General features: G+C 66.1%; 20 protein-coding genes and 2 pseudogenes. 14 read left to right on the forward strand and 8 right to left on the reverse strand.

The annotated features are described in order from the left end of the window. Positions 1–179: 179 nt before the first annotated feature. The 3 genes from recA to JGR78_RS16250 all read left to right on the forward strand — a co-directional run bounded on the left by recA (position 180) and on the right by JGR78_RS16250 (position 4,955). A complete protein-coding gene (gene recA, locus JGR78_RS16240; RefSeq protein WP_182790878.1) occupies positions 180–1,250 on the forward strand; it encodes a recombinase RecA in 1,071 nt (356 codons plus the stop codon). Between the two features lie 138 nt (positions 1,251–1,388). Continuing rightward, positions 1,389–4,046, forward strand: coding sequence for an alanine--tRNA ligase (gene alaS / locus JGR78_RS16245; protein ID WP_182790877.1), 2,658 nt, complete (start codon positions 1,389–1,391; stop codon positions 4,044–4,046). A gap of 114 nt (positions 4,047–4,160) precedes the next feature. After that, the gene (locus JGR78_RS16250) at positions 4,161–4,955 is read left to right on the forward strand and encodes a class II glutamine amidotransferase (protein WP_182790876.1); all 795 of its coding nucleotides are present in this window, start codon (positions 4,161–4,163) and stop codon (positions 4,953–4,955) included. Positions 4,956–4,976: 21 nt separating this feature from the next. Here JGR78_RS16250 and aroC read toward each other — a convergent pair whose 3' ends face one another. Next, positions 4,977–6,077, reverse strand: coding sequence for a chorismate synthase (gene aroC / locus JGR78_RS16255; protein WP_182790875.1), 1,101 nt, complete (start codon positions 6,075–6,077; stop codon positions 4,977–4,979). Between the two features lie 226 nt (positions 6,078–6,303). Here aroC and JGR78_RS16260 point away from each other — a divergent pair, with 226 nt between their 5' ends. Then, on the forward strand, positions 6,304–6,798 hold the full coding sequence (locus JGR78_RS16260) for a BrnA antitoxin family protein (RefSeq protein WP_182790874.1): 495 nt from the start codon (positions 6,304–6,306) through the stop codon (positions 6,796–6,798). A 179-nt stretch (positions 6,799–6,977) separates the two neighbouring features. Here the strand turns inward: JGR78_RS16260 and JGR78_RS18270 are convergent. From JGR78_RS18270 to JGR78_RS16280, 5 genes and pseudogenes are all read right to left on the reverse strand, one after another. Continuing rightward, positions 6,978–7,943: pseudogene (locus tag JGR78_RS18270) on the reverse strand (IS481 family transposase); the annotation flags it as partial. Positions 7,944–8,087: 144 nt separating this feature from the next. Further along, positions 8,088–9,242: pseudogene (locus tag JGR78_RS18660) on the reverse strand (reverse transcriptase domain-containing protein); the annotation flags it as partial. 266 nt (positions 9,243–9,508) lie between these two features. Further along, positions 9,509–12,847: a carbamoyl-phosphate synthase large subunit gene (gene carB / locus JGR78_RS16270; RefSeq protein WP_182792283.1), complete on the reverse strand. Its 3,339-nt coding sequence runs from the start codon at positions 12,845–12,847 to the stop codon at positions 9,509–9,511. Positions 12,848–12,944: 97 nt separating this feature from the next. Then, on the reverse strand, positions 12,945–13,604 hold the full coding sequence (locus JGR78_RS16275) for a flagellar hook capping FlgD N-terminal domain-containing protein (RefSeq protein WP_182792282.1): 660 nt from the start codon (positions 13,602–13,604) through the stop codon (positions 12,945–12,947). Positions 13,605–13,613: 9 nt separating this feature from the next. After that, positions 13,614–14,789: a flagellar hook-length control protein FliK gene (locus JGR78_RS16280; RefSeq protein ID WP_182792281.1), complete on the reverse strand. Its 1,176-nt coding sequence runs from the start codon at positions 14,787–14,789 to the stop codon at positions 13,614–13,616. Positions 14,790–14,883: 94 nt separating this feature from the next. Here JGR78_RS16280 and JGR78_RS18280 point away from each other — a divergent pair, with 94 nt between their 5' ends. From JGR78_RS18280 to JGR78_RS16315, 7 genes are all read left to right on the forward strand, one after another. After that, a complete protein-coding gene (locus JGR78_RS18280) occupies positions 14,884–15,141 on the forward strand; it encodes a chemotaxis protein chel (protein ID WP_234450791.1) in 258 nt (85 codons plus the stop codon). Further along, positions 15,134–15,448 (forward strand): hypothetical protein, encoded by a 315-nt coding sequence (locus JGR78_RS16290; RefSeq protein ID WP_182792280.1) that lies wholly within the window; start codon positions 15,134–15,136, stop codon positions 15,446–15,448. Before JGR78_RS18280 ends, JGR78_RS16290 begins: the two co-directional genes overlap by 8 nt. A gap of 148 nt (positions 15,449–15,596) precedes the next feature. After that, a complete protein-coding gene (locus tag JGR78_RS16295) occupies positions 15,597–16,568 on the forward strand; it encodes an IS481 family transposase (RefSeq protein ID WP_200559367.1) in 972 nt (323 codons plus the stop codon). 120 nt (positions 16,569–16,688) lie between these two features. Next, entirely contained in the window at positions 16,689–17,531 is an 843-nt protein-coding gene (locus tag JGR78_RS16300; RefSeq protein WP_182792279.1) for a flagellin, read from the forward strand. Between the two features lie 73 nt (positions 17,532–17,604). Next, positions 17,605–17,970 (forward strand): flagellar biosynthesis regulator FlaF, encoded by a 366-nt coding sequence (locus JGR78_RS16305; RefSeq protein ID WP_182792278.1) that lies wholly within the window; start codon positions 17,605–17,607, stop codon positions 17,968–17,970. A 77-nt stretch (positions 17,971–18,047) separates the two neighbouring features. Next, positions 18,048–18,449 (forward strand): flagellar biosynthesis repressor FlbT, encoded by a 402-nt coding sequence (gene flbT / locus JGR78_RS16310; protein ID WP_182805539.1) that lies wholly within the window; start codon positions 18,048–18,050, stop codon positions 18,447–18,449. Next, positions 18,446–19,228: a DUF1217 domain-containing protein gene (locus JGR78_RS16315; RefSeq protein WP_182805541.1), complete on the forward strand. Its 783-nt coding sequence runs from the start codon at positions 18,446–18,448 to the stop codon at positions 19,226–19,228. The genes flbT and JGR78_RS16315 overlap by 4 nt, the downstream gene beginning before the upstream one ends. Positions 19,229–19,879: 651 nt before the next feature. Here the strand turns inward: JGR78_RS16315 and ubiB are convergent. Further along, positions 19,880–21,406 carry a 2-polyprenylphenol 6-hydroxylase gene (ubiB, locus tag JGR78_RS16320; RefSeq protein ID WP_182805543.1) on the reverse strand — a complete coding sequence of 509 codons (1,527 nt, stop codon included), beginning with the start codon at positions 21,404–21,406 and terminating at the stop codon, positions 19,880–19,882. Position 21,407: 1 nt separating this feature from the next. Then, on the reverse strand, positions 21,408–22,160 hold the full coding sequence (gene ubiE, locus JGR78_RS16325; protein WP_182792274.1) for a bifunctional demethylmenaquinone methyltransferase/2-methoxy-6-polyprenyl-1,4-benzoquinol methylase UbiE: 753 nt from the start codon (positions 22,158–22,160) through the stop codon (positions 21,408–21,410). A gap of 54 nt (positions 22,161–22,214) precedes the next feature. Between ubiE and mutM the strand changes: the two genes are divergently transcribed. The 3 genes from mutM to rpsT all read left to right on the forward strand — a co-directional run bounded on the left by mutM (position 22,215) and on the right by rpsT (position 24,332). Beyond that, positions 22,215–23,057, forward strand: coding sequence for a bifunctional DNA-formamidopyrimidine glycosylase/DNA-(apurinic or apyrimidinic site) lyase (gene mutM / locus JGR78_RS16330; protein ID WP_182805545.1), 843 nt, complete (start codon positions 22,215–22,217; stop codon positions 23,055–23,057). A 69-nt stretch (positions 23,058–23,126) separates the two neighbouring features. Continuing rightward, entirely contained in the window at positions 23,127–23,903 is a 777-nt protein-coding gene (locus tag JGR78_RS16335) for an enoyl-CoA hydratase (RefSeq protein ID WP_182805547.1), read from the forward strand. A 159-nt stretch (positions 23,904–24,062) separates the two neighbouring features. Continuing rightward, positions 24,063–24,332 carry a 30S ribosomal protein S20 gene (gene rpsT, locus JGR78_RS16340; protein ID WP_182792271.1) on the forward strand — a complete coding sequence of 90 codons (270 nt, stop codon included), beginning with the start codon at positions 24,063–24,065 and terminating at the stop codon, positions 24,330–24,332. Positions 24,333–24,585: the final 253 nt, after the last annotated feature.

A 24,585-nucleotide genomic window follows, 5' to 3' on the forward strand; every position in this document is an offset into this window, starting at 1 on the left:
GCCTGCAGAAGCCACTCAACGGTTTGTTAAGATTCTTTCTGCAGAGTGCGATTCGAGGGCGGCATGTCCTTGTGGTCAGGCACCAAAATCACCAGATGGCGTGCAGAACATCAGGTGAACAAAGAATGGCTGCGCTGCATCGTTGTGCACGGTCCCGCGCTGCAATAGAGTAGGTGAAAATGTCTGGGGCGAGCATCCTGAAGATGGACGACAAACGCAGCGCGGACCGGCAGAAGGCGCTCGACAGCGCCCTTGCGCAGATCGAACGCCAGTTCGGCAAGGGCTCGATCATGAAGCTCGGCGCGGACAATCCGGTGGCCGAGATCGAGTCGACCTCGACCGGCTCGCTGGGGCTGGACATCGCGCTGGGGATTGGCGGCCTGCCCAAGGGCCGCATCATCGAAATCTTCGGGCCGGAAAGCTCGGGGAAGACCACGCTGACGCTGCATGTCGTGGCCGAGGAACAGAAGAAGGGCGGCGTCTGCGCCTTCGTGGACGCGGAACACGCGCTGGACCCGCTTTACGCCCGCAAGCTGGGCGTGAACCTGGACGAGCTGCTGATCTCGCAGCCCGACACGGGCGAGCAGGCGCTGGAGATCGTGGACACGCTGGTCCGGTCCGGCGCGGTCAGCCTGGTTGTGATCGACTCGGTCGCGGCGCTGACGCCCAAGTCCGAGATCGAGGGTGACATGGGCGACATGCAGATGGGCAGCCAGGCCCGCCTGATGAGCCAGGCGATGCGGAAGCTGACCGCCTCGATTGGCCGGTCGAACTGCATGGTGATCTTCATCAACCAGATCCGCATGAAGATCGGGGTCATGTTCGGGAACCCCGAGACGACGACGGGCGGCAATGCCCTCAAGTTCTACGCCTCGGTGCGCCTGGACATCCGCCGCACCGGCTCGATCAAGGACCGCGACGAAGTGGTGGGCAACTCGACCAAGGTGAAGGTCGTCAAGAACAAGGTCGCGCCGCCCTTCAAGCAGGTCGAGTTCGACATCATGTATGGCGAGGGGATTTCCAAGGTCGGTGAGCTGATCGATCTGGGCGTCAAGGCCGGCGTGGTGGAAAAGTCAGGCGCCTGGTATTCCCATGGCGACGAGCGGATCGGGCAGGGGCGCGAGAACGCCAAGCAGTTCCTGCGCGACAACCCGCAGGTGGCGCTGGCCATCGAGGACCGAATCCGCGCCAGTCATGGGCTGGAGTTCACCGCGACCGAGGATGGCGACGACGCGCTGACCGAGGAGTAAGCGTCAATTGACAGGACGGCCGCCCCGCAAGGCGGCCGTTTGCTTGTTCAGGGGCGCGCCGCGCGTCTTGTGTCATTCTGGACAGCGGGCGGGGGCATCGCTATCTCTGCGCGGCAGCATTTCCCCGGGATAGACGCCATGGCCAGCCTGAACGACATCCGCTCGACCTTCCTCGACTTCTTCGAACGGAACGGCCACCGGCGCGTGGACAGTTCGCCCCTCGTGCCCCGCAACGACCCCACGCTGATGTTTACGAACTCGGGGATGGTCCAGTTCAAGAACCTGTTCACGGGCCTTGAGACGCGCGACTACACCCGCGCGACCACCGCGCAGAAATGCGTGCGGGCGGGGGGCAAGCACAACGACCTCGACAACGTGGGCTACACGGCGCGGCATCATACATTCTTCGAAATGCTGGGGAATTTCAGCTTCGGCGATTATTTCAAGGAAGACGCGATCCCCTATGCCTGGGAGTTGCTGACCAGGGACTTCGGCCTGCCCAAGGACAAGCTGCTGGTCACCGTCTATCACACCGACGACGAGGCGGCGGAGATCTGGAAGAATGTGGCGGGCCTGACCGACGACCGCATCATCCGCATTCCGACCGACGACAACTTCTGGCGCATGGGCCCGACCGGACCCTGCGGCCCCTGCACGGAAATCTTCTACGACCACGGGCCGGAAATCTGGGGTGGCCCGCCCGGTTCCGCCGAGGAGGACGGCGACCGCTTCGTCGAGATCTGGAACCTTGTCTTCATGCAGTTCGAGCAGTTCGAGGACGGCTCGATGAAGCCGCTGCCGAACCCCTCGATCGACACCGGCATGGGGCTGGAACGGGTCGGCGCGCTGCTGCAGGGCAAGCACGACAACTACGACACCGACCTGATGCGGGCGCTGATCGAGGCCTCGGCCAATGTCACCAATTCGGACCCCGACGGGCCGGGCAAGGTGCATCACCGGGTGATCGCCGACCACCTGCGGTCCACCAGCTTCCTGATCGCGGATGGCGTGATGCCCTCGAACGAGGGGCGCGGCTATGTCCTGCGCCGCATCATGCGCCGTGCCATGCGCCATGCGCATATGCTGGGCGCGCAGGATCCGGTCATGCACCGGCTGGTGCCCGCGCTGGTGCAACAGATGGGCGCGGCCTACCCGGAACTGAGCCGCGGTCAGGCGATGATCGAGGAAACGCTGCGGGGCGAGGAGATGCGCTTCAAGCAGACGCTCGACCGAGGGTTGCGGCTGCTGTCGGACGAGGTCGGCCGCCTGCCCGAAGGGGCGAACCTTCCGGGCGAGACGGCCTTCAAGCTTTACGACACCTACGGCTTCCCGCTGGACCTGACGCAGGACGCGCTGCGCGAGCAGGGCCGGGGCGTCGAGGTCGCGGGCTTCGACGCCGCCATGGCCGAGCAGAAGGCCAAGGCCCGCGCCGCCTGGGCTGGCTCGGGCGAGACCAGGGACGCCGCGATCTGGTTCGACCTGGCCGAACGTCACGGCGCGACCGAGTTCCTGGGCTATGACACCCAAGCTGCCGAGGGCGCGCTTCTGGCGCTGGTGCAGGACGGTTCCGAGGTCGAGACGGCGGGCGAGGGCCAGCAGGTCCAGATCGTCGTCAACCAGTCGCCCTTCTATGCCGAGAGCGGCGGTCAGGTGGGCGACACCGGCCTCATCAAGACCGAGACCGGCGCGGCGCAGGTGACGGACACGAAGAAATCCGGCAGCCTGTTCGTCCACTTCGCGGAAGTCACACTGGGCCAGATTTCACGCGGGCAGGGGGCCACGCTGTCGGTGGACATCGACCGGCGGGGGGCGATCCAGGCCAACCACTCGGCCACGCACCTGCTGAACGAGGCGCTGCGGAATGCCTTGGGCGAGCATGTCGCGCAAAAGGGCAGCCTGAATGCCGAGGACCGGCTGCGCTTCGACTTCAGCCACGGGAAGGCGTTGACGCCCGAGGAACTGGCGCGGATCGAGGCCGAGGTGAACGCGGTCATCCGCCAGAACTCGCCTGTCGAGACGCGGGTGATGGCGCCCGACGACGCGCGCGACATGGGCGCGCAGGCGCTGTTCGGCGAGAAATACGGCGACGAGGTGCGCGTGGTCTCGATGGGCCGGCGCGAGGGCTCGGGCAAGGGGTTGAGCCGCGACATCTACTCGATCGAGCTTTGCGGCGGCACCCATGTCAGCCGCACCGGCGACATCGGTGCTTTCGTTCTGCTGGGGGACAGCGCGTCGTCTGCCGGAGTGCGGCGGGTCGAGGCGCTGACCGGCCAGGCGGCGCTGGCGCATCTGCGCGAGGCCGAGCGGCAGTTGTCCGAGATCGCGGGGCTGCTCAAGGCGCAGTCGGGCGACGTGGTGGGCCGGGTCAAGGCGCTGGCTGACGACCGCAAGGCGATGCAGAACGAGATCGCGCAACTCAAGCGCCAACTGGCGATGGGCGGCGGGTCCGAGGCCGCGCCGAAGGACATCGGCGGCGTGCAGGTGATCGCGCGGCGGGTCGAGGGCGTCTCGGGCAAGGAACTGGGCGCGCTGGCCGACCAGATGCGCTCGGGCCTTTCGACCGGGGCTGTGGTCGTCATGACCGAGGACAACGGCAAGGCCACGGTGGCGGCAACGGTGACGCCCGATCTGGCGGAGCGGGTCAGCGCGGTCTCGCTGGTGCAGGCGGCGGTCGCGGCCCTTGGCGGCAAGGGCGGCGGCGGCCGTCCCGACCGGGCGCAGGGCGGGGCACCTTCGCTCGATGCGCTCGATCAGGCCATTGCGGCGGTTGAGAAGGTGATCGCCGACGCTGCTTAACCGACAGCCTGGCGCGGATTGTGATCAACTGCCTCGCGCGAGGCCAAAGGAATCTGCTGATATTCCGCCCGGCTGCTGCTAGTTTCCCCGCAAACACCAATGCGGGGGACAAGAATGTGTCGCTGGGCGGCCTATCTCGGCAGGCCGATCTATCTTGAGGATATCGTCAGCCTTCCCGGCCATTCGCTGGTCCGGCAAAGCCATGGCGCCATCCGCTGCCAGAATCCGGTCAACGCCGACGGCTTCGGCCTCGCCTGGTATGGTGAGCGGGACGAGCCGGGGCTTTATCGCGACGTGATGCCCGCGTGGTCCGACCCGAACCTGCGCAGCCTGACCGCCACGGTGCGCTCGCATCTGTTCATGGCCCATGTCCGCGCCTCGACCGGCACCGCGACCAGCCGCAACAACTGCCACCCCTTTGCGGTCGGCCCCTGGTCCTTCATGCACAACGGCCAGTTCGGCGGCTACAACACATGGCGCCGCGCGGCCGAGGTGCTGATTCCCGACGAGCTTTACCCGCATCGAAAGGGCGCGACCGACAGCGAGGCGCTGTTTCTCTGCGCCCTGGGCGAGGGGCTCGATCATGATCCGAATGCCGCGCTCGCTCGCGCCACGGCGCGATTCCAGGATCTTGCGCGCCAGCGGGGCACGACTCCTCATGTGCGGCTCACTTGCGCCTTTTCGGATGGCGAGCGGCTTTATGCGGTGCGCTACGCGACCGATGACCTCGCGCCGACCCTGTATCATCGATGGTCGGATACGCGGCAGGGTCGGGCCATTGTCTCCGAACCGCTGGAGGCGGATGAGGCGGATTGGCTGGAAGTGCCGCCCGGCTCCTTCTGCGTCTTCGAGGGCGAGGCCGTGACCATCACGCCCTTTGTCGTCGAGCCGCTGCGCGAGGCCGCTTAGGCGGCGCCATGCGGCGGGCGTTCAGCCGATCACCCCTCGCTTGCTGCCTGTCTGGGCACGGTCCAGCAGCAGGTGGTCGAGGATCACGCAGGCCGCCATCGCCTCGGCCACCGGCACCGCGCGGATGCCGACGCAGGGATCGTGGCGGCCTTTGGTGACAAGCTCGATCTCCTCGCCCGCCCGGTTGATCGTCCGGCGCGGGGTCAGGATCGAACTTGTGGGCTTGACCGCAAAGCGCAGCACGATGTCCTGCCCCGTGGAAATGCCGCCCAAGATGCCGCCGGCGTGGTTCGACAGGAACTCGGGCCCGTTCGGACCCATGCGGATCTCGTCGGCGTTTTCGGTTCCCTTCAGGCGGGCGGCACCCATGCCCTCGCCGATCTCGACCGCCTTCACCGCGTTGATCGACATCATCGCCGCCGCAAGGTCGGTGTCGAGCTTGCCATAGACCGGCGCGCCGAGGCCCGGCGGGCAGCCTTGGATCAGCACTTCGACGACCGCGCCGACGCTGTCCTGTTCCTTGCGGATGCGGGACAGGTAGTCGGTCCATTCGGGGACTGCCGCAGGATCGGGAAGGAAGAAGTCATTGCGGTCGATTTCGTTCAGGTCAAGGCGCGCGCGGTCGACCGTGAGATCGCCCATCTGCACCATATAACCTGTAATGGTCAGGTGTTGCGCCAATTCGCGCAGGACCGCACGGGCGACCCCCCCGGCGGCGACGCGGGCGGCGGTTTCGCGGGCGCTGGAGCGGCCGCCGCCGCGATAGTCGCGGTGGCCGTATTTCAGGTGATAGGTGATGTCGGCATGGCCGGGGCGGAAGGCATGGGCAATCTCACCGTAATCGCGGCTGCGCTGGTCGGTGTTCTCGATGGTCAGCTGGATGGGGGTGCCGGTGGTGCGGCCCTCGAAAACGCCCGAAAGAATTCGAACGGAATCAGGCTCTTGCCGCTGCGTGGTCATCTTCGACTGGCCGGGGCGGCGGCGGTCGAGGAAGGGCTGGATCGCGGCCTCATTCAGGGGAATGCCGGGGGGGCAGCCGTCCACGGTGGCGCCGAGCGCGGGGCCGTGGCTTTCGCCCCAGGTGGTGACGGTGAAGATGCGGCCGAAGCTGTTGACGCTCATGCGGAAAACCCCTTTGCGACGGCATACGGGGGCCGCGTGCGGGGCGCAACGGGGCGCGCTTTCGGAACTCCGGCCCCTGCCTGTCCGGGGCGGGATTTCCCCGGAGAACGCCCTGCACATCCGATGCACGGGGGATGCACGATCCATGCACAACCCGTGCGAACGCCCCGTTGAGGGGGCGTTAACCCCGTTCCGCCAGACTGCGGCCAAAGGGCAGGAGGCGCGCATGGGCGAGACGAAGGCCGAAACGGCAAGGCGGATCAACTATCACTACATGGCCGACGCGATGCGGCGGCTGGAATGGGACCTGCACCAGAAGGTCCTGACCGAGGGGCGCATCCCCGAGGCCTGGCACGAGATCGCGCGGGAGCGCGGCGAGGCCAAGCGCATCCGGGTGACGATCGCGCTGGAGGAGGACGTGGTCCGCTTCTTCCGCGGCATGGGCGAGGGCTATGGCCCGCGCATGAACGCGGTGCTGCGCGCCTTCATGCACGCGCGGCTGGCGGGGTTGCTGCGCGGGGGCGAGACGATGGACTACCTGTCGCGGCGCGAGGGCGAGGGGCTGGACGGCCGCAAGCCGGGCTGGGGCGAGGCGCAGAAGGACTTTGAGGACCTCGGCCCTGACGCCGCCCGGCTGATGAGCGAGGAGCCGGGGGTGCCGCTGGACGAGGAGAAGCGCTCGGCTCGGGCGGATACGATGGCGTGGCTGAGGGGGAGGTAGCGGGCGGTGTTGCAGTGCATAAAGGCACTACCGCAAGGACTTCATGCGGAAGTAACCAAGTCGCCGTAAGCTCTTATCACCTCTTTGTGCCAAGCTCGCTGAAACCACCGGGGATGGTTCTTGATCTGATGACGTATGCTGGGGGCGTTCATGATCTCTGCTGCTCTATAAGCATACTTGTCACATCCCGTGTGATTATACGGCTGTTTCCTGAATAGCTCTGGTCTTTCGTGATGCCAGACCTTGAGGGCATCGATGGGTGTTCGACCTTTGAGGACAGACTGGGGCAGCTGGCCGTTGTAGAGGCGGACATAGCGCAGGATGGTCTGCTCCAGGTCCTCGCCACTGCGGAAGCGGTGGCTCTGCAGGATGTCCTCGATCCGGCCATTGAACCGCTCGACCATGCCATTCGTCTGCGGTCGCATCGGCGGCGCCAAGCGGTGTTCGATGCCGAACTCGGCGCAGAGCCGGTCGAACTCGTGGTTGCCGGTGGCGGCGCGGCGGCGCAACCCGAAGAGCCGGTCGGTGAACTCCTTGCCATTGTCGGTCAGCACCCGGGCGATCTTCATCGGCGCCGCGCGCTCCAGATCACGAAGGAAACGGCGTGCGTTGGCAGCCGTCTTCGCCGGGTAGACGCGCACGAAGACCCATCGGGTGGCGCGGTCGATCGCGACGAAGAGGTAGCGCCGGCGGTCCTCGTCGGCCATCTGCGGCAGGTATTTGACGTCGATGTGGAGGTAGCCGGGCGCATAGGCCTTGAAGGGCTTGTGCGCGGGCTGCGGCGCGGCAGGCTTCAACTCGCGCAGGTTGCCCGCCCCGTGCCGCCGCAGGCAGCGGTCCAGCCCCGAGCGCGAGACGTCCGGGTTGAGGAACTCGCGCACCACCGAGAGCAGGTCATCGAGCGGCAGCAGCAGGGACCTGCGCAGCGCCACCGCCACGGCCTCCTGCGCCGGCGTGAGCGTGGTCTGAAGCCGGTGCGCCGTGTGGCTCAGGTCATGGACGCTGTCGCGCTTGCGCCATTTCCAGACCGTCTGCTCGGAGATGCCGTAGCGCTCCGCCACTATCCAGGCCGGCTCGCTGCTCGCCTGGATCGCAGCCCGGATCCTCGGTGTCGTCGTCGCCTGCTTGTGCAGAGAGATCAGCATGCTCGCCTCCCGTCCCGGACGTCTCGCAGGATCGATCTTGCCATGAAGAGGGCGGTCCGGCGAGGGTCTATGTGATCGTCCGGGATGGGACACATACTTCACAAAGTTTCGGCCTTTTCCAAGGTGAGTGTATCGACTCAGTAGCTGTCTCTGGTAGACGTTTCTCGAAGGTATTCCTTGGGCCTTCGCTGCAATCAGCTTTGCTCTTATGCCCTGCCGCATCTTTTTTTGATAGCGAAGCATTGACGCGGTGCGAATAAAGACTTTTCTGCCATCGTACGTGAATCCGAGGTACTGAAGTGGCCGGTTTTCGTTTTGGCATAGGCCTCGGGAAAACACTGAAAGCTCAGTCTTATGAGTTGATAGTTGAAGGCCATAGCTGGAAATAGCACGTTCGATTTCTTGTACCACGTCCTCTGGTCTGATGTGGGGTGGTGCTACAACGGCTATGTCATCCGAGTACCTTCGATAGGTTCCGCCGATTGAATTGGCATACCGGAGCATACGCCGGTCAAATGAAAGAAGGTAGATGTTGGCGTAAAGGCCCGATATAGGGGTGCCTTGTGGAATCCCCCAAGGGTTTTTATTTACTCTTATCAAGTTATGTTCTTTTCCGCGGACCTTTGTGACGTACTCTTCCGCAGTGCAAATGCGTCCTTTCTTTTTCCTTTTGGGTCCAAGGGCAACTTCTAGTGCCTCTTGCTCCACCCATGAATAGCGAGTGACGTTCTTAAATATCGTCCAATGATGTCCCTCCAAGCGCCCAGCATCCAATAGTTCAAGTAACTCGTGTTTAAGGTGCTGATGGAGAAGAGAGTCGAAGAACCCTTTGATGTCCAAGGCCGTCACAACGCAGTCGGCGCGATGGGCGACCTCATCGAACAACGCCTTTGCATGATGGATATTGGTAGCATTTCCTTTGCGGTACGCAAGCACGCACCTATCAAGGTTGGATTTCTTTAGCTCAGCTTCATATGCGAGCGACAGCCAAGAGGAATATGCCTCGAGATAGGCAGAGTCTCGATGGGAGGCGTACTTTATTTCCCTAGGCTTAGGAACGACCTGCGGTTCGCCTGATGCGCTCAACGTTACCCGGCGAACAAGCTTGGTATACCCGAGCAAAGGATAAAACCGGTGAGGGGTTTCCTCAATCTCGAAGTCATAACTAATCTCTCTTCGACGTTCAGTTAACCGATTGTCGAAGTGAAGGTACTTCCTCTCGCGAGCCTGAAACTTATGAACTAGATCGCTAGTTGAGGGGTCAAATTCCCCTTCGCGAAGTAGGTCTAGTCCGGACATTGTGACTCCGTTCGTCTAATGTCCGGACTTATGTTACCTAACTTCACCCTCTCTACAAGGGGCGCGGGATTCAACCTGGCGTGGTACGCTGTGACCACGTCGTGCAATGGAGGCGAGATGATGGCGATCATGCCGATCCCGACCCGGTGCCGCTGGGCGCGAATAGCGCTTGCGGTCCTTAACACTACTCACCGACGCCTCGCGCGTCGGGCAGAGTTGAGTTAAGGCTGCAGGATGAGGTTGCAAGTGCAAAAGGCGAAATTTTCTCACCCCTGCAACGTCCTGACCCCCACGTCCCCCTCCTCGCGTGACTTGATCGCCGCCACGGCGGCGATCGCTCCCGCCGCGGTCGTGAAATAGGGGATCTTGTCGTAGAGCGCGACCGAGCGGATGTCGCGGGAATCGGCGATGGCCTGCGCGCCTTCTGTCGTGTTCAGGACCATCGCGATGTCGCCGTTCTTCAGGCGGTCCACGATGTTCGGGCGGCCTTCGTAGACCTTGTTGACCAGCTCGGCCCGGACCTCGGCGCCGCGCAGGAAATCGCCCGTGCCGCGGGTGGCGATCAGGGTGAAGCCCATGGCGGAAAGGTCGCGCATGGCGGCGGCCATCTCGGGCGTCTTGTCGGCGTCCTTGACCGAGACGAAGACGCGGCCCCCTTCCGGCAGATGCGTGCCCGCACCCATCTGCGCCTTGAGGAAGGCGCGGGGGAAGTTGCGGTCCCAGCCCATGACCTCGCCGGTGGACCGCATCTCCGGCCCCAGCAGCGTGTCCACGCCGGGGAAGCGGGCGAAGGGCAGAACGGCCTCCTTGACCGAGAACCAGGGTGTGACCGGATCGGCCAGCGTCATCGGGTCGGCGTAAGGAAGGGGCGTGTCGGGGCCGACGCCCGCGGGATAGGCAGGGCGGAGGGGGAAGTTCGCCATCGGCTCGCCCGCCATCAGCCGCGCGGCGATCGAGGCGATGGCGCTGTCGGTGGCCTTGGCGACGAAGGGCACGGTGCGCGAGGCGCGGGGGTTGACCTCAAGCACGAAGATCTCGCCGTCCTTGATGGCGAACTGCACGTTCATCAGGCCGACGACGTTCAGCGCCAGGGCCATGGCGGTGGTCTGGACCTTGAGTTCCTGAATGGTGGCCGCGTCCAGCGTGTGGGGCGGCAGCGAGCAGGCCGAGTCGCCCGAATGGACGCCGGCTTCCTCGATATGCTCCATGATGCCGGCGACATGGACGGTGTGGCCGTCGGACAGCGCGTCCACGTCCACCTCGATGGCGCCGGACAGGTAGCTGTCGAGCAGCACGGGGTTCTTGCCGGAGACCTGCACGGCGGTCGTGATGTAGCGGTTGAGGTGGTCGGTGTCGCGCACGATCTCCATCGCGCGGCCGCCGAGGACGTAGGAGGGGCGGATGACCAGCGGGAAGCCCACGCGCTGCGCGATCTCGCGGGCCTCGTCGACGCTGCGCGCGATGCCGTTGACGGGCTGCTTTAGCCGCAGGTCGTTCAGCAGCTTCTGGAAGCGTTCGCGGTCCTCGGCCAGGTCGATGGCGTCGGGGGTGGTGCCGAGGATCGGGATGCCCTCGTCCTTGAGCGCCTGCGCCAGCTTCAGGGGCGTCTGGCCGCCGAACTGGACGATGACGCCGTGGAGGGTGCCGTTTTCCTGTTCGACGCGCAGGATTTCCAGGACGTGCTCCAGCGTCAGCGGCTCGAAATACAGGCGGTCCGAGGTGTCGTAGTCGGTCGAGACGGTCTCGGGGTTGCAGTTGACCATGATGGTCTCATAGCCCGCGTCGGTCAGGGCGAAGCAGGCGTGGCAGCAGCAGTAGTCGAACTCGATCCCCTGGCCGATGCGGTTGGGGCCGCCGCCGAGGATAACGACCTTCTTGCGGTCCGAGGGGCGGGCCTCGTCTTCCACGTCGCCCATCGCGGGGGTCTCGTAGGTCGAATACATGTAGGGGGTCTGGGCCTCGAACTCGGCCGCGCAGGTGTCGATGCGCTTGAAGACGGGCAGGACGCCCATGCCGCGGCGGGCGCGGCGGATGGCGGTTTCCGTCTGGCCGGTCAGGTGGGCAAGTCGGGCGTCGGTGAAGCCCATCATCTTGACTCGGCTGAGGCCATGGGCGTCCGAGGGCAGCCCGTGGTGGCGGATCTCGTGCTCGGCCTCGACGATCTCGCGGATGCGGGCGAGGAACCAGGGGTCGAAGCTAGTGACGCGGTGGATCTCATCGTCCGACAGGCCGGCGCGCATGGACTCGGCGATGACGCGGATGCGGTCGGGGGTCTGGCGCGACAGGGCCTTGATGAAGGCGGGTTTGCCTTCCTCGGCCGCGCCCTCGATGGCGATCTCGTCGAGGCCGGAAAGGCCGGTTTCCATCGAGGCCAGCGCCTTTTGCAGCGATTCGTGGAAGGTGCGGCCGATGGCCATGACCTCGCCCACCGACTTCATCGCGGTGGTCAGGTCGGGCTTGGCGCCGGGGAATTTCTCGAAGGCGAAGCGGGGGATCTTCGTGACCACATAGTCGATGGACGGCTCGAAGCTGGCCGGCGTGACCTTGGTGATGTCGTTGTCGAGTTCGTCCAGCGTGTAGCCGACGGCGAGTTTCGCCGCGATCTTGGCGATGGGGAAGCCGGTGGCCTTGGACGCCAGTGCCGAGGAGCGCGACACGCGCGGGTTCATCTCGATCACGACCATGCGGCCGTCGGCGGGATTCACGGCCCACTGGACGTTCGAACCGCCGGTTTCCACCCCGATCTCGCGCAGGACCGCGATCGAGGCCGAGCGCATCCGCTGGTATTCGCGGTCGGTCAGCGTCAGCGCGGGCGCCACGGTGATCGAATCGCCGGTGTGGACGCCCATCGGGTCCACGTTCTCGATCGAGCAGACGATGATGGCGTTGTCGGCGCGGTCGCGGACCACCTCCATCTCGTATTCCTTCCAGCCGAGCAGGCTTTCGTCCACCAGCACCTGCGCGACGGGGCTGGCGTCGAGGCCGGATCGCACGATGGCCTCGTAGTCGTCGCGGTTGTAGGCGACGCCGCCCCCGGTCCCGCCCAGCGTATAGGCGGGGCGGATGATGGCGGGCAGGCCGATGTCCTCCAGCGCTTCCATCGCCTGGGCGATGCCTGCGGCGATGTCGTATTTGCCGTTCGCCAGCTTCGGCGCGGCGACGATGGTGGCGCGGGGGTTCTCCAGCCCGATCCGGTCCATCGCCTCGCGGAACAGCTTGCGGTCCTCGGCCATCTCGATGGCGGCGCGCTGGGCGCCGATCAGCTCGACGTTGTATTTTTCCAGCACGCCCATGTCGGCCAGCGCCAAGGCCGTGTTCAGCGCGGTCTGCCCGCCCATGGTGGGCAGCAGCGCGTCGGGACGCTCGGCGGCGATGATCTTCTCGACAATCTCGGGGGTGATCGGCTCGATATAGGTGGCATCCGCCATGCCGGGATCGGTCATGATCGTGGCAGGGTTCGAGTTCACCAGGATGACCCGGTAGCCTTCCTCGCGCAGCGCCTTGCAGGCCTGGGCGCCGGAATAGTCGAACTCGCAGGCCTGGCCGATGACGATGGGTCCGGCGCCGATGATGAGGATCGAGGAGATATCGGTTCTTTTCGGCATGGCTTTCCCCCGGGCGATTGTCGGCGTGCAAATCGTCGGGGGTTATAGACAGCGACGGCGCTTCCGCAAGGGCGCGCGGGCCGGACGCGGCGTGAACTCAGCGCGATTCGCGCAGCGCCGTCACCTCGCTTTCCAACGCGCTTGCCCCGCTTGGCAGCGACAGCCTGACGCCCTCGGCGGTCAGTTCGGCCCCCGTGACGCGGGCAAAGGCGCCCACGGCTGTCGTCGAAAGCACCTCCTCTCCGCGGTGGCTGACCAGCTTGAAGCTGTAGATGCCGTGGGCGAGCGGCCCCTCGGCCGTCCGGCCTGCCCAGTCGACCTCGCCCGCCCCAAGGCCGATGCTTTCGCGCAGCACCTCGCGTCCGTTCCGGTCCAGCGCCACCAACTCGACCTTGTCCGCACCGTTCTCGGGCCGGATGTCCAGCGTGATCGGCTGGCCGTCAAAGGCGACCGGGGCGGTGGTGCGGACATCCTTCCCGATCCAGTCGGCAAGCTGCCCCAGGCCCCCAAGCTGCCCGCCCGCAAGCTGTTCGAGCAACTGGTTCGTCCGCACCTGCTGCTCGACCCCCGAGAAGGTCGCAAGCTGCACGGCGAAATCTGACCCCTCCATCGGGTTCAGCGGGTCCTGGTTCCTGATCTGCGTCGTCAGCATCTTGAGAAAGGTCTCGAAATCGCCGCCGGCGAAGGAGGCCGCGGCGGCAGGCGCCGGACCGGGGGAGGGAGCGGTGGCGGCGGCGGTCGGGGCGATGCTGGTCAAGGGATGCTCCTAAAGCCGGATGTCGAGGCGGGAAAGCGGGACGGCGCAGGGTGCGGCCTCTTGCAGGCCCTCGGGGATGCGCAGGCCGGCGGCGGCCCGGTTCTCTCCGCTGCGCCGGTTCCTGTCTTGGGGAGAATCGTGGCTGTCCTGCTGCAGGATGTCGAGACTGGGATCGGACATCCCGCCATCGCGCAACTCGCGCAGCAGTTGCTCGCCGTGGCGGCGGATGAGGTCCAGCGTCTCGGGCCGCTCGACGAACATCGCCAGATGGCCGGGGTTCCCCTCGGTCCCCAGAAGAACGGTGACGCGGCCAAGCTCGACCGGGTTCAGGATGAGTTCGACCTGTCCGTCGCGCGTGCGGACAATGGCATCGGCGATCTGACGGTGCGGCTCGGCAGGCGGGGGACGGTGCAGGGCGGGGGCCTCGGCGATGCGCAGCGGAGCCTCGCGGATCTCGGCGGGCGGGACCAGCGCCTCGGGCAGTCGGGTGTCGCTGGGCTGCAGGGTTTCCGGTGGCAGCGTGATGGCATCCGGGGAAGGGGCAGGCGGCGGCGCTTCCGCGCCGGGCGGACGAGGGGATGCGGAAGGGACCGGCGATGCCGTTCCTTCGGGCGCGTTGTCAGGGCCGATGCCCTCGGCGGGGGAGAAGACTGCCCGTGGCCCGACATCAGCCGGCCGCGGCCGCCTTGCACCCGGCTGCACCTGCGTTTCCAAGCGTTCAACAGTCTGCGGTCGGCTGGCCTCGTCGAAGCTGGCCGCCCCCTGCTTCTGCCGGTCCGAATCGAATTGCGAAGGCGGCGCCCGGTCCTGCTGCGGCACCGGACCGGGGGCGGGCAGGCCGGACACGCTGCCCGGCGAAGCGCCTTCTTCGGACAGGGCCGCCTGCGCGGCATCCGCTGCGCGCCCGCGCGGCAAGGCTTCGTTCACGGCAGGAGGAAGCGTCATCCCGCATGCCTCGGACCCGGCGGGGACATCCGGCTCGTCCTCGGCCGGTTCCTCGTTCCCGGCGGCTGACGAAGGCTCGGTTGCAGGTTCCTTTGGGGTCGTGCCGGGCGGTGGCGGCTCGCAGTCGGGCGCGTCAAGGACCGCCTCGAACAGCCCGCCCTCTGCAGCAGCGGGCTTTCCCCCGCCCGATGCGAGAGCCGGGGGGCAGGCCACCGGCCAGTTGTGCGATTGAACCTGCATCGACATGAACCTTCGGAATCACCTTCTTCGGGATAGGCGCATCCGGTTACCGAATATTTACCGCCAGCCGATATACGAGAAAAAATGGGTCAAAATGGAGATGATCGTGAACGTCGAGGGAGCGCGCCTGCATCCACCCCTTCGAACTGATCTTTCACGCAGCGCCGACAAGCTTGAAGCGGCCTTTCTGGCCGAAATGCTGAAGATCGCAATGCCGGACGGCGGCGGGGACGCATTCGGCGGCGGGATCGGAGAGTCGCAGTTCGCCTCTTTCCTGACCGAGCGGCACGCGGCCGCCATGGCCTCGCGTCTGGACCTGAACCTCGTGACCCGGCTGGCCGACCATGCGTGATCCCGAAGCGATCCTGCGGGATGCCTGCCGCGCCATGATTCGCGGCGAACCCGAGGCCTGCCAGGCCATGCTGGACATCTTCCACAAGGAAATCGCCGCGAACCCGCCCGATGATGCGCTTCGCGCGGCCTGCGAACGCCAGCTTTCGCATCTGCGCGAGCTGGCGCAGTCCGCGCTTGAAGGGCTGGATCAGGCGCGCAACTGGATGCGCGACCTGTCGGCGGTGCTGGGCGGGCTGGACGTTTACGACCGCGCGGGGCGGCACCGGGTCGGAACCGATCTCTCCGCCCGCACGCACCGGTTTTAGTAAAATGCTGCCGATTGTCGTTTTGCCGGGCGGGGCCGCGTTCACTATTCCTTAGATGTCCCATCCCGGACGATCACATAGACCCTCGCCGGACCGCCCTCTTCATGGCAAGATCGATCCTGCGAGACGTCCGGGACGGGAGGCGAGCATGCTGATCTCTCTGCACAAGCAGGCGACGACGACACCGAGGATCCGGGCTGCGATCCAGGCGAGCAGCGAGCCGGCCTGGATAGTGGCGGAGCGCTACGGCATCTCCGAGCAGACGGTCTGGAAATGGCGCAAGCGCGACAGCGTCCATGACCTGAGCCACACGGCGCACCGGCTTCAGACCACGCTCACGCCGGCGCAGGAGGCCGTGGCGGTGGCGCTGCGCAGGTCCCTGCTGCTGCCGCTCGATGACCTGCTCTCGGTGGTGCGCGAGTTCCTCAACCCGGACGTCTCGCGCTCGGGGCTGGACCGCTGCCTGCGGCGGCACGGGGCGGGCAACCTGCGCGAGTTGAAGCCTGCCGCGCCGCAGCCCGCGCACAAGCCCTTCAAGGCCTATGCGCCCGGCTACCTCCACATCGACGTCAAATACCTGCCGCAGATGGCCGACGAGGACCGCCGGCGCTACCTCTTCGTCGCGATCGACCGCGCCACCCGATGGGTCTTCGTGCGCGTCTACCCGGCGAAGACGGCTGCCAACGCACGCCGTTTCCTTCGTGATCTGGAGCGCGCGGCGCCGATGAAGATCGCCCGGGTGCTGACCGACAATGGCAAGGAGTTCACCGACCGGCTCTTCGGGTTGCGCCGCCGCGCCGCCACCGGCAACCACGAGTTCGACCGGCTCTGCGCCGAGTTCGGCATCGAACACCGCTTGGCGCCGCCGATGCGACCGCAGACGAATGGCATGGTCGAGCGGTTCAATGGCCGGATCGAGGACATCCTGCAGAGCCACCGCTTCCGCAGTGGCGAGGACCTGGAGCAGACCATCCTGCGCTATGTCCGCCTCTACAACGGCCAGCTGCCCCAGTCTGTCCTCAAAGGTCGAACACCCATCGATGCCCTCAAGGTCTGGCATCACGAAAGACCAGAGCTATTCAGGAAACAGCCGTATAATCACACGGGATGTGACACTTAGACGTTGCCGATTAGGAAGGTGATCGCGTCAAGAGGACGCCGGGAATAGCCCGCTGGTCAGAAGGCCGGAATATCTGAAACGCGGGACGGAATGATCCGTCCCGAAACACCAGAGGATAAAATGTCCAGCATTCTGACCAACAATGGCGCAATGGTCGCGTTGCAGACCCTGAAGGGGATCAACTCGAACATGGCCAAGACCCAAAGCGAGATCTCAACCGGCAAGTCGGTCGCCAATGCCAAGGATAATGCCGCGATCTGGGCCACGGCCAAGATCATGGAAACCGACGAATCGTCCTTCAAGGCCATCCGCAGCCAGTTGAACGTCGCCGAGTCGACGGTCGCCACGGGCCGCGCAGGCGCCGAGAAGATCACCAAGCTGCTGGGCGAGATGCGCGACCTGGCGGCCTCGGCGTCCAACGACACGGCAGACCATGGCAAGGTGAACACCGACATCCTCGGAAAACGGGCCGAGATCGAGTCCATCGTCAATGCCTCGCAGTTCAACGGGATCAACCTGCTGAAAACCGATATCGGGAATGGCGGCCCCACCTTCTCGGTCCTGGCATCGCTTGACCGCGGCACCGCCGCGACGACGACGGCCAGGATGATCGATGTGACCTCTGTCGATTTCGAGGCTGACATCGTCGGTGGCACAGTCGCTGCAATCACCGACAAGGCATCCGCGCAAACGGCGATCGGCCAGATCGAGGCACTGATCAACACTGCGGTCGAAGGCGCGGCATCGCTGGGTTCTGCGGGCAAGCGGATCACGGGGCAATCCGAGTTTGTCGGCCAGTTGGCGGACTCGCTTAAATCCGGCATCGGCTCGATGGTCGATGCCGACATGGAGGAGACCTCGGCCCGCCTGCAGGCCCTGCAGGTCCAGCAGCAGCTGGCCACCCAGTCGCTGTCGATCGCCAACCAGGCGCCGCAGTCGCTGCTGTCGCTGTTCCGCGGCTGATGACACGGACCGGGGCTGCAAGGCCCCGGTTCAACCTTCCGACTGACCTCACGCGATCTGGAAAGGAGCGTTCGTGAACGCACAGGTTCCATACGGCTATGGCACTGCCGCCTCGGTCGAGGCCGACCCCCGCCGGGCCGAGGCCCTCATCCTCTCGAAACTGGCCGCCGGCATGATCCGCGCCTCGGAGCCCGGCAGCAGCTTTGCCGCCATGCCCGCCGCCGTGCACGAGAACCGCAGGTTCTGGCGCATAGCCGCTGAAGATCTTACGAGCGAAGGCAACAGCCTTCCGGTGCCGCTGCGGGCACAACTTCTGTCGATCGCCGGCTTTGTTGAAAAGGAAACCTCCCGCATCCTCGCCGGAGAGACGAGTGCCGCCGCGCTGGTCGAGATCAACCGCGCTGTCGCCCGCGGGCTGTTCGAACAGCCGCCCGGCTGACGCAGCTTCCCCCAAAAAACCCGCCTGACAGACCTCCGCAATCAGGCCGCCGGCAGCGGCTCCAGCAGGGATATCCCATGACCGGACTCATCCTCAAGCTCGCACCCGGTGAGCGCGTGCTGATCAACGGCGCGGTCATCGAAAACGGCGACCGCCGTTGCAGGATCGCGATCAAGACCCCGAACGCAAGCATCCTGCGGCTCAAGGACGCCATTCACCCAGACGACGTGGCGTCCCCCGTCGCGCGGGTCTGTTACAACGCGCAGCTTCTGCTGTCGGGCGATGCCGATCCCGCGCAGGGGCGGCGCGACCTGCTGCGCGGGATCGAGCAGTTGTCCCGGGTCTTCGACGATCGCGACAGCCGGGCCGCGCTGGACGGCGCAACGGCCGATGTGATCGGCGGCAATGTCTATCGCGCGCTGCGCCAGCTTCGCAGCCTGTTGCCCCGAGAGGCGCGGATCTTCGCGCAGATCGCATGAGCTTCCAGCCGCTCGTGGGGCAGGGCGGCTATGCGGGCTGGCGGCTGCTCGCCCGGACCGGCGAGGCGCAGAAGGCACTGGTCGCCCGCGATCCGCAAGTGGCGCGCGACACCGCCCATGTCCGCGCGAAGCTTGGCCAGGTCGGCAGCGCCGAGGAGCTGGTGTCGGATTTCCGCCTGCTGCGGACCTCTCTCAGCGCCTTCGGGCTGGAAGGGGATGCGAACAACCGCTTCTTCATCCGCAAGGTCTTGGAATCGGACCTGAGCGATCCGAAAAGCCTGGCCAACCGGCTGAGCGACAAGCGCTATCGCGCCATGGCCGAGGCATTCCGCTTCGGCTCGGGCGGCAGCCCTTCGGCCAATCTTGCCGGCGAGATCGTCGGACGCCATGTTTCGGCCGAGCTGGAACGCAGGGTCGGCACGATCGACGGAAACCTGCGCCTGGCAATGAGCGCCGAGCGCGAGCTGAAGGCCCTGGGGGCGTCGGCATCATCTGACAACACCCGATGGTACAACATCCTTGGCTCGGCGCCGCTGCGGAAGGTGGTCGAAGGCGGGCTGGGGCTTGGAGCGGATTTCGGCAAGCTGCCGATCGACCGGCAACTTGCCGAGATGAAGACACGAAGCGGCAAGCTGTTCGGGTCCGACTCGCCCTCGGTCTTCGCCGAAGCCTCCAACGTGGAAAAGCTGATCCAGCGGTTCCTGGTCCGGGCGCAGGCTATCAGCCCGGCGCAATCCTCATACAACGCGGCGCTGGTGCTGCTGTCGAGCGGGAGGTGAACGAGCCGTCTCGCCGCATCGATGCCGCGGGGTGGGTCAGATCGGCGGGGATTGGCGTCAGTGGCCGAGGAGGGCTGACATGGGGGCTGGATGTTGCCGGAGGGGGGGCTTGGGCGGATCGGATTGCTGCGCTTCCCCAAGCCCGAGGCAGAGATGACGCGGCGCTTCACGGCTCCTCTCAGGGCACCTCACAACACAAGCGTCGGCGCCTTCGGGGAAGACGACGCTGCGGGCGGGAACCGGTTGTCGGCGTTAGGAACCGCCGGTCAGGTTCTGCTGGTGGCCGCGGGACGGCAGTGCTTCACGTCTCCTTTCTGGTTCTTTCCGGGCACTTCACCAGGCAAGCATCTCACGCACCTGCGCCTTCGGGAAGGACGACGCTGCAGGCGAGAACCGGCTGTCGGTGTTAGCGACTGCCAGTCATGCTCTGATGGTGGTCACGAGAGGTTAGCGCTTTACGCTTTCTTGCGGGGCACCTCGCATTGCAAGCACTGGACGCGCCGGTGCTGCCGCCGGGAGGACGACGCGGCGGTCGGGAACCGGTTGTCGGCGCCGTGGCTGCCGGTCAGGGTGATGGCGGCTGCAGGGCTGCGGCTCGGGTTCGCTGCGGAGCAACGTGGCCTTTGCGGTCCGCACCGATGGCCGGTGCGGTCATGACAGCAGCGCACCCAGAACCGCGCCTGCTGCAAGCAGGGCGACCGCAAGCGGCCAGCGCGGGCTTGTCGGCTCGACGATGATCGTTGTCGCCTGGGGGCGGGACAGGCGGTCGAACTGGCGGTCCACGACCTCGGGCAGCAGGGGGGCGTGGCGGCCGAGCGCCTGCACCACCTTCAGCCCGTCGCGGATCGCCGCGCGGGGGCCGAGGTTGTCGCGGATGTAAAGCTCGACCGCCGGGCGGGCAGCGGCCCAGATGTTGATCTGGGGATCGAGCGTGCGGGTCACGCCCTCGACCACGACCATGGTGCGCTGCAGCAGGATCAGCTCGGTCCGGGTGGCCATGCCGAAGCGTTCCGTCACCTCGAAGAGATAGGCGAGCAGGTTCGCCATCGAGATGCGGCTGGCGTCGGCGCCGAAGATCGGCTCGCCCACCGCGCGCAGGGCGCGCGAGAACTGGGCCATGTCGCGGTCAGGCGGCACGTAGCCCGCCTCGAAATGGACGCGGGCGACGCGGGCGTAGTCGCGCTGGATGAAGCCGTAGATGATCTCGGCATAGACGCGGCGGGTGTATTCGTCGATCTGCCCCATGATGCCGAAATCGAAGGCGACGATGTCGCCGTTCGGGGCGACGCGCAGGTTCCCCTGGTGCATGTCGGCGTGGAAGAAGCCGTCGCGCAGCGCGTGGCTGAGGAAGATCTGCAGCATCCGTTCCGCGATGCGGGCGGTGTCGTGTCCGGCGGCGCGGATCGCGGGCACGTCGGCCATGGGGATGCCCTCGGCCCAGTCGCTGGTCATGACCCGCCGTCCGCTGAGATCCCAGTGCGGCAGGGGGACCGAGAAGCCGGGGTCCTCGCGGGTGTTCTCGGCGAATTCAGAGGCCGAGGCGGCTTCCAGCCGCAGGTCCAGTTCGCCCATGACGGTGGATTCGAAATGGCCGATCACGTCGCGGGGGCGCAGGCGGCGGCTGGCGGGGGACAGGCGCTCGATCAGGCCGGCGGCGAAGTGGAAGGCGTCGATGTCGCGGCGGAAGGCGGCGGCGATGCCGGGGCGCAGGACCTTGACCGCGACCTCAGCGCCGGTATCGGCGCGGCGGGCCTTGTGGACCTGCGCGATCGAGGCCGCGGCTACGGGGGGCGAGAAGTCGGTGAAGAGCGTCTCGACCGGAGCGCCGAGGTCCTCCTCGATCTGCTGGCGGGCGTACTCGGTGGGAAAGGGCGGCAGGCTGTCCTGCAGTATCCGCAGGTGGCCCGCCATCTCGGCGCCCACGACGTCGGGACGGGTCGAGAGGATCTGGCCGAACTTGATATAGGCAGGGCCGAGCGCGGTGATCGCCCGCGTCACCGGCGGCAGCGCGGGGTCGCCCTTGTAGCCCAGCCAGGCGAAGGGCCAGCCCAGCAGCCGCGCGGCCACCCGCAGCCGGGGCGGGGCGTTCATGGCGTCCAGCGCCGCGCCCATGGCGCCGGTGCGCTGGAAGGTCGCGCCGGTGCGGATCAGGCGCCAGATGTTGTGGGGGCCGCGCATCTCAGATCTTCCAGCCCGAATGCAGCGCGGCGATGCCCATCGAGAGGTTGCGATACTGAACCCGCTCGAAGCCCGCGTCTTGGATCATTCCGGCGAAGCTGTCCTGGTCGGGAAAGCGGCGGATGGATTCCACGAGATACTGGTAGCTGTCGCGGTCGCCCGCGACCAGTTGCCCCAAGGGCGGGATCACATTGAAGGAATAGCGGTCATAGGCCCATTGCAGCATGGGCACGGGAAGCTGGGAAAACTCCAGCACCATCAGGCGGCCACCGGGTTTCAGGACCCGGAAGGCCTCGGCTAAGGCATCAGGGATGCGGGTGACGTTGCGGATGCCGAAGCTGATCGTGTAGCGGTCGAAGCTGGCGTCCGCGAAGGGCAGGGCCATGGCATCGCCCGTCACCCACGACAGGCGGTCGGCCAGACGGTCAGCCTCGGCGCGCTTGCGGCCCTCGACCAGCATCGATTCCGTCATGTCGCAGACCGTCACCCGCGCGCCCGGCGCCCGCTGAAGGAAGCGGAAGGCGATGTCGCCGGTCCCGCCCGCCACGTCCAGCAGGTGCTGGCCGTCGCGGGGCGCGAGCCAGTCCATCATGGCGTTCTTCCAGAGGCGGTGGACGCCCACGCTCATCAGGTCGTTCATCACGTCGTATTTGGACGCCACGCGTGAGAAGACGCCGTGAACCATCCCCGCCTTTTCGCCCTCGGGCACGTCGCGGAAGCCGAAATGGGTTTGCTTCGGGGGGGTGTCGATCATAGCTGAGCATCCAGTCGCCGGTCAGGGCGGCACCATGCAGCGGATGGGCGGGAAATGCCAGAACTGCCAGAGGTGGAAACGGTACGTCGCGGTCTTGCGCCGCATCTGGTGGGCCGCCGCATCGTGCGGGTGGACCAGCGCCGCCCCGACCTGCGCTGGCCGATGCCGCCGGACCTCGTGCAGGTGCTGACGGGGGCGCTTGTGACGGACCTGCGGCGGCGGTCGAAATATATCCTCGCCGATCTGGACCGCGACGCGAGCCTGCTGCTGCATCTGGGGATGTCAGGGCGGATCAGGATCGAGGGCGAGGCCTTGGGCCGCTTCCACCATGACCCCTCGATCCTGACGCGGCACGATCACCTGGTGCTGACGACCGAGGATGGCACCACAATCACCCTGAACGACGCCCGCCGCTTCGGCGCGGTGGATCTTGTGCGCGAGGGCAGCCACCGGCTGCTGGCGGCACTGGGCCCCGAACCTTTCGACGAGGATTTCACGCCGGCGCGGCTGGTGTCGGCGCTTGCCGGTAAGAAGGCGCCCATCAAGGCGGCGCTGCTGGATCAGCGGATCGTGGCAGGTCTGGGCAACATCTATGTCTGCGAGGCGCTGTTCCGGGCGGGTATCCACCCGACACGGGCCTCGGGCCGCATCGGACCCGAGCGCATCGCCCGGCTGCATGTCGCGATCCGCGAGGTGCTGTTGCTCGCCATCGAGGCGGGCGGCTCATCGCTGCGCGATCACCGCCAGACCTCGGGCGAGCTTGGCTATTTCCAGCACAGTTTCCGCGTCTATGGGCGCGAGGGGCAGCCCTGTCTGCGCGATGGCTGCGGCGGAACGGTGCGGCGGATCGTGCAATCGGGGCGATCCACCTGGTATTGCCCTGACTGCCAGCGGTGACGCTGGAACCGGGGCCGCCGCTTTGCTAAGCCATTGTGAAATCGCAATCGCTGCGCGGAGCATGCTCACATGGCCTACAAGACCCTGATCGTCGAAATCGCCGACCATGTCGCGCTGATTCGCCTCAACCGCCCCGAGGCGCTGAACGCGCTCAGCGGCGAGCTGGTCTCGGAACTCGCCGCGGCGATGACCGCGGCGGACAAGGACGACAACGTCCGCTGCATCGTGCTGACCGGCAGCGAGAAGGCCTTTGCCGCCGGCGCCGACATCAAGGAGATGGCGTCGAAATCCTATGTGGACGTGCTGACGGACGACCTGTTCGGCCCCGAGATCGAAGCCATCCAGCGCATCCGAAAGCCGGTGATCGCCGCCGTCGCGGGCTATGCGCTGGGCGGGGGCTGCGAGCTTGCGATGATGTGCGACTTCATCATCTGCGCCGAGAACGCCAAGTTCGGCCAGCCCGAGATCAACCTGGGCGTCATCGCGGGCATCGGGGGGACGCAAAGGCTCACGCGCTTCGTGGGCAAGTCGAGAGCGATGGACATGAACCTGACCGGCCGCTTCATGGACGCGGCCGAGGCGGAACGCTCGGGCCTCGTCAGCCGGGTGGTGCCTGCCGACAAGCTGATCGACGAGGCGATGGGCGCGGCGAAAAAGATCGCCTCGAAATCCGCCGTCGCCACGATGGTCGCGAAAGAGGCCGTGAACCGCAGCTACGAGACGACACTGCGGGAAGGCTTGCTCTATGAACGCCGCGCCTTCCATGCGCTGTTCGCGACCGAGGACCAGAAGGAAGGCATGAGCGCATTCGCCGAAAAGCGCGAGGCGCAGTTCCGCGACCGCTGATCGGGGCTTCCCCTTTCTGTTCTTTGCCTCTATAGGCCCACGGTTACATGCGCGTGGGCCCGCTTAGGCAAGAATCAGGACCGATCCTTCCGGGGATCGGCTGTCTTGGGTCTTTTGCGCGACGACATGAACGCAACTGACCGATAGAGACAAACACACATGGCCAACACGCCCCAGTCCCAGAAACGCGCCCGCCAGACCGAGCGCCGCACTGCCATCAACAAAGCCCGCCGCTCGCGCATCCGCACCTATCTGCGGAAGGTCGAGGAAGCGATCGCTGGCGGCGATCCGCAGGTCGCGGCCGAGGCGCTGAAGGCAGCCCAGCCGGAACTGATGCGCGGCGTCACCAAGGGCGTCGTCCACAAGAACACCGCGGCGCGCAAGGTGTCGCGCCTGGCGGCGCGGGTGAAGGCGCTGTCGGCCGTCTGATCAGGCACGAACCGCATGGCTCTGCAAGGGCGCTCCGGCTTTCGGGGCGCCCTTTGTCATTCTGCACCGCAGCGTCACGATTCCTGATAAGATATTGATTTCATTGAGTTCATAAAAGAGATGCATCCCTGCCACAGATTCGCGGACCAAAGCACCTGTCAAGCCGATAGTTCGGTTGCGGCACCCTCGGGCTTGCCGCTAGCTTGGTCGGTGCGATTCACGTCGCGACAGGGGATGATGCCCGGACCGCCAG

This window comes from Paracoccus sp. MC1862, from assembly GCF_016617715.1.
Classification (GTDB): Bacteria; Pseudomonadota; Alphaproteobacteria; order Rhodobacterales; family Rhodobacteraceae; genus Paracoccus.

What these genes read in the sequence shown, in the direction of transcription:
- ubiE (WP_182792274.1), bottom strand. Translation starts at nt 22,160, where the DNA reads ATGATCGACACCCCCCCGAAGCAAACCCATTTCGGCTTCCGCGACGTG.
- JGR78_RS16315 (WP_182805541.1), top strand. Translation starts at nt 18,446, where the DNA reads ATGAGCTTCCAGCCGCTCGTGGGGCAGGGCGGCTATGCGGGCTGGCGG.
- JGR78_RS18280 (WP_234450791.1), top strand. Translation starts at nt 14,884, where the DNA reads ATGGAGATGATCGTGAACGTCGAGGGAGCGCGCCTGCATCCACCCCTT.
- JGR78_RS16250 (WP_182790876.1), top strand. Translation starts at nt 4,161, where the DNA reads ATGTGTCGCTGGGCGGCCTATCTCGGCAGGCCGATCTATCTTGAGGAT.
- carB (WP_182792283.1), bottom strand. Translation starts at nt 12,847, where the DNA reads ATGCCGAAAAGAACCGATATCTCCTCGATCCTCATCATCGGCGCCGGA.
- JGR78_RS16295 (WP_200559367.1), top strand. Translation starts at nt 15,597, where the DNA reads ATGCTGATCTCTCTGCACAAGCAGGCGACGACGACACCGAGGATCCGG.
- ubiB (WP_182805543.1), bottom strand. Translation starts at nt 21,406, where the DNA reads ATGCGCGGCCCCCACAACATCTGGCGCCTGATCCGCACCGGCGCGACC.
- JGR78_RS16290 (WP_182792280.1), top strand. Translation starts at nt 15,134, where the DNA reads ATGCGTGATCCCGAAGCGATCCTGCGGGATGCCTGCCGCGCCATGATT.
- JGR78_RS16260 (WP_182790874.1), top strand. Translation starts at nt 6,304, where the DNA reads ATGGGCGAGACGAAGGCCGAAACGGCAAGGCGGATCAACTATCACTAC.
- rpsT (WP_182792271.1), top strand. Translation starts at nt 24,063, where the DNA reads ATGGCCAACACGCCCCAGTCCCAGAAACGCGCCCGCCAGACCGAGCGC.
- JGR78_RS16300 (WP_182792279.1), top strand. Translation starts at nt 16,689, where the DNA reads ATGTCCAGCATTCTGACCAACAATGGCGCAATGGTCGCGTTGCAGACC.
- mutM (WP_182805545.1), top strand. Translation starts at nt 22,215, where the DNA reads ATGCCAGAACTGCCAGAGGTGGAAACGGTACGTCGCGGTCTTGCGCCG.
- JGR78_RS16335 (WP_182805547.1), top strand. Translation starts at nt 23,127, where the DNA reads ATGGCCTACAAGACCCTGATCGTCGAAATCGCCGACCATGTCGCGCTG.
- flbT (WP_182805539.1), top strand. Translation starts at nt 18,048, where the DNA reads ATGACCGGACTCATCCTCAAGCTCGCACCCGGTGAGCGCGTGCTGATC.
- alaS (WP_182790877.1), top strand. Translation starts at nt 1,389, where the DNA reads ATGGCCAGCCTGAACGACATCCGCTCGACCTTCCTCGACTTCTTCGAA.
- JGR78_RS16280 (WP_182792281.1), bottom strand. Translation starts at nt 14,789, where the DNA reads ATGCAGGTTCAATCGCACAACTGGCCGGTGGCCTGCCCCCCGGCTCTC.
- aroC (WP_182790875.1), bottom strand. Translation starts at nt 6,077, where the DNA reads ATGAGCGTCAACAGCTTCGGCCGCATCTTCACCGTCACCACCTGGGGC.
- recA (WP_182790878.1), top strand. Translation starts at nt 180, where the DNA reads ATGTCTGGGGCGAGCATCCTGAAGATGGACGACAAACGCAGCGCGGAC.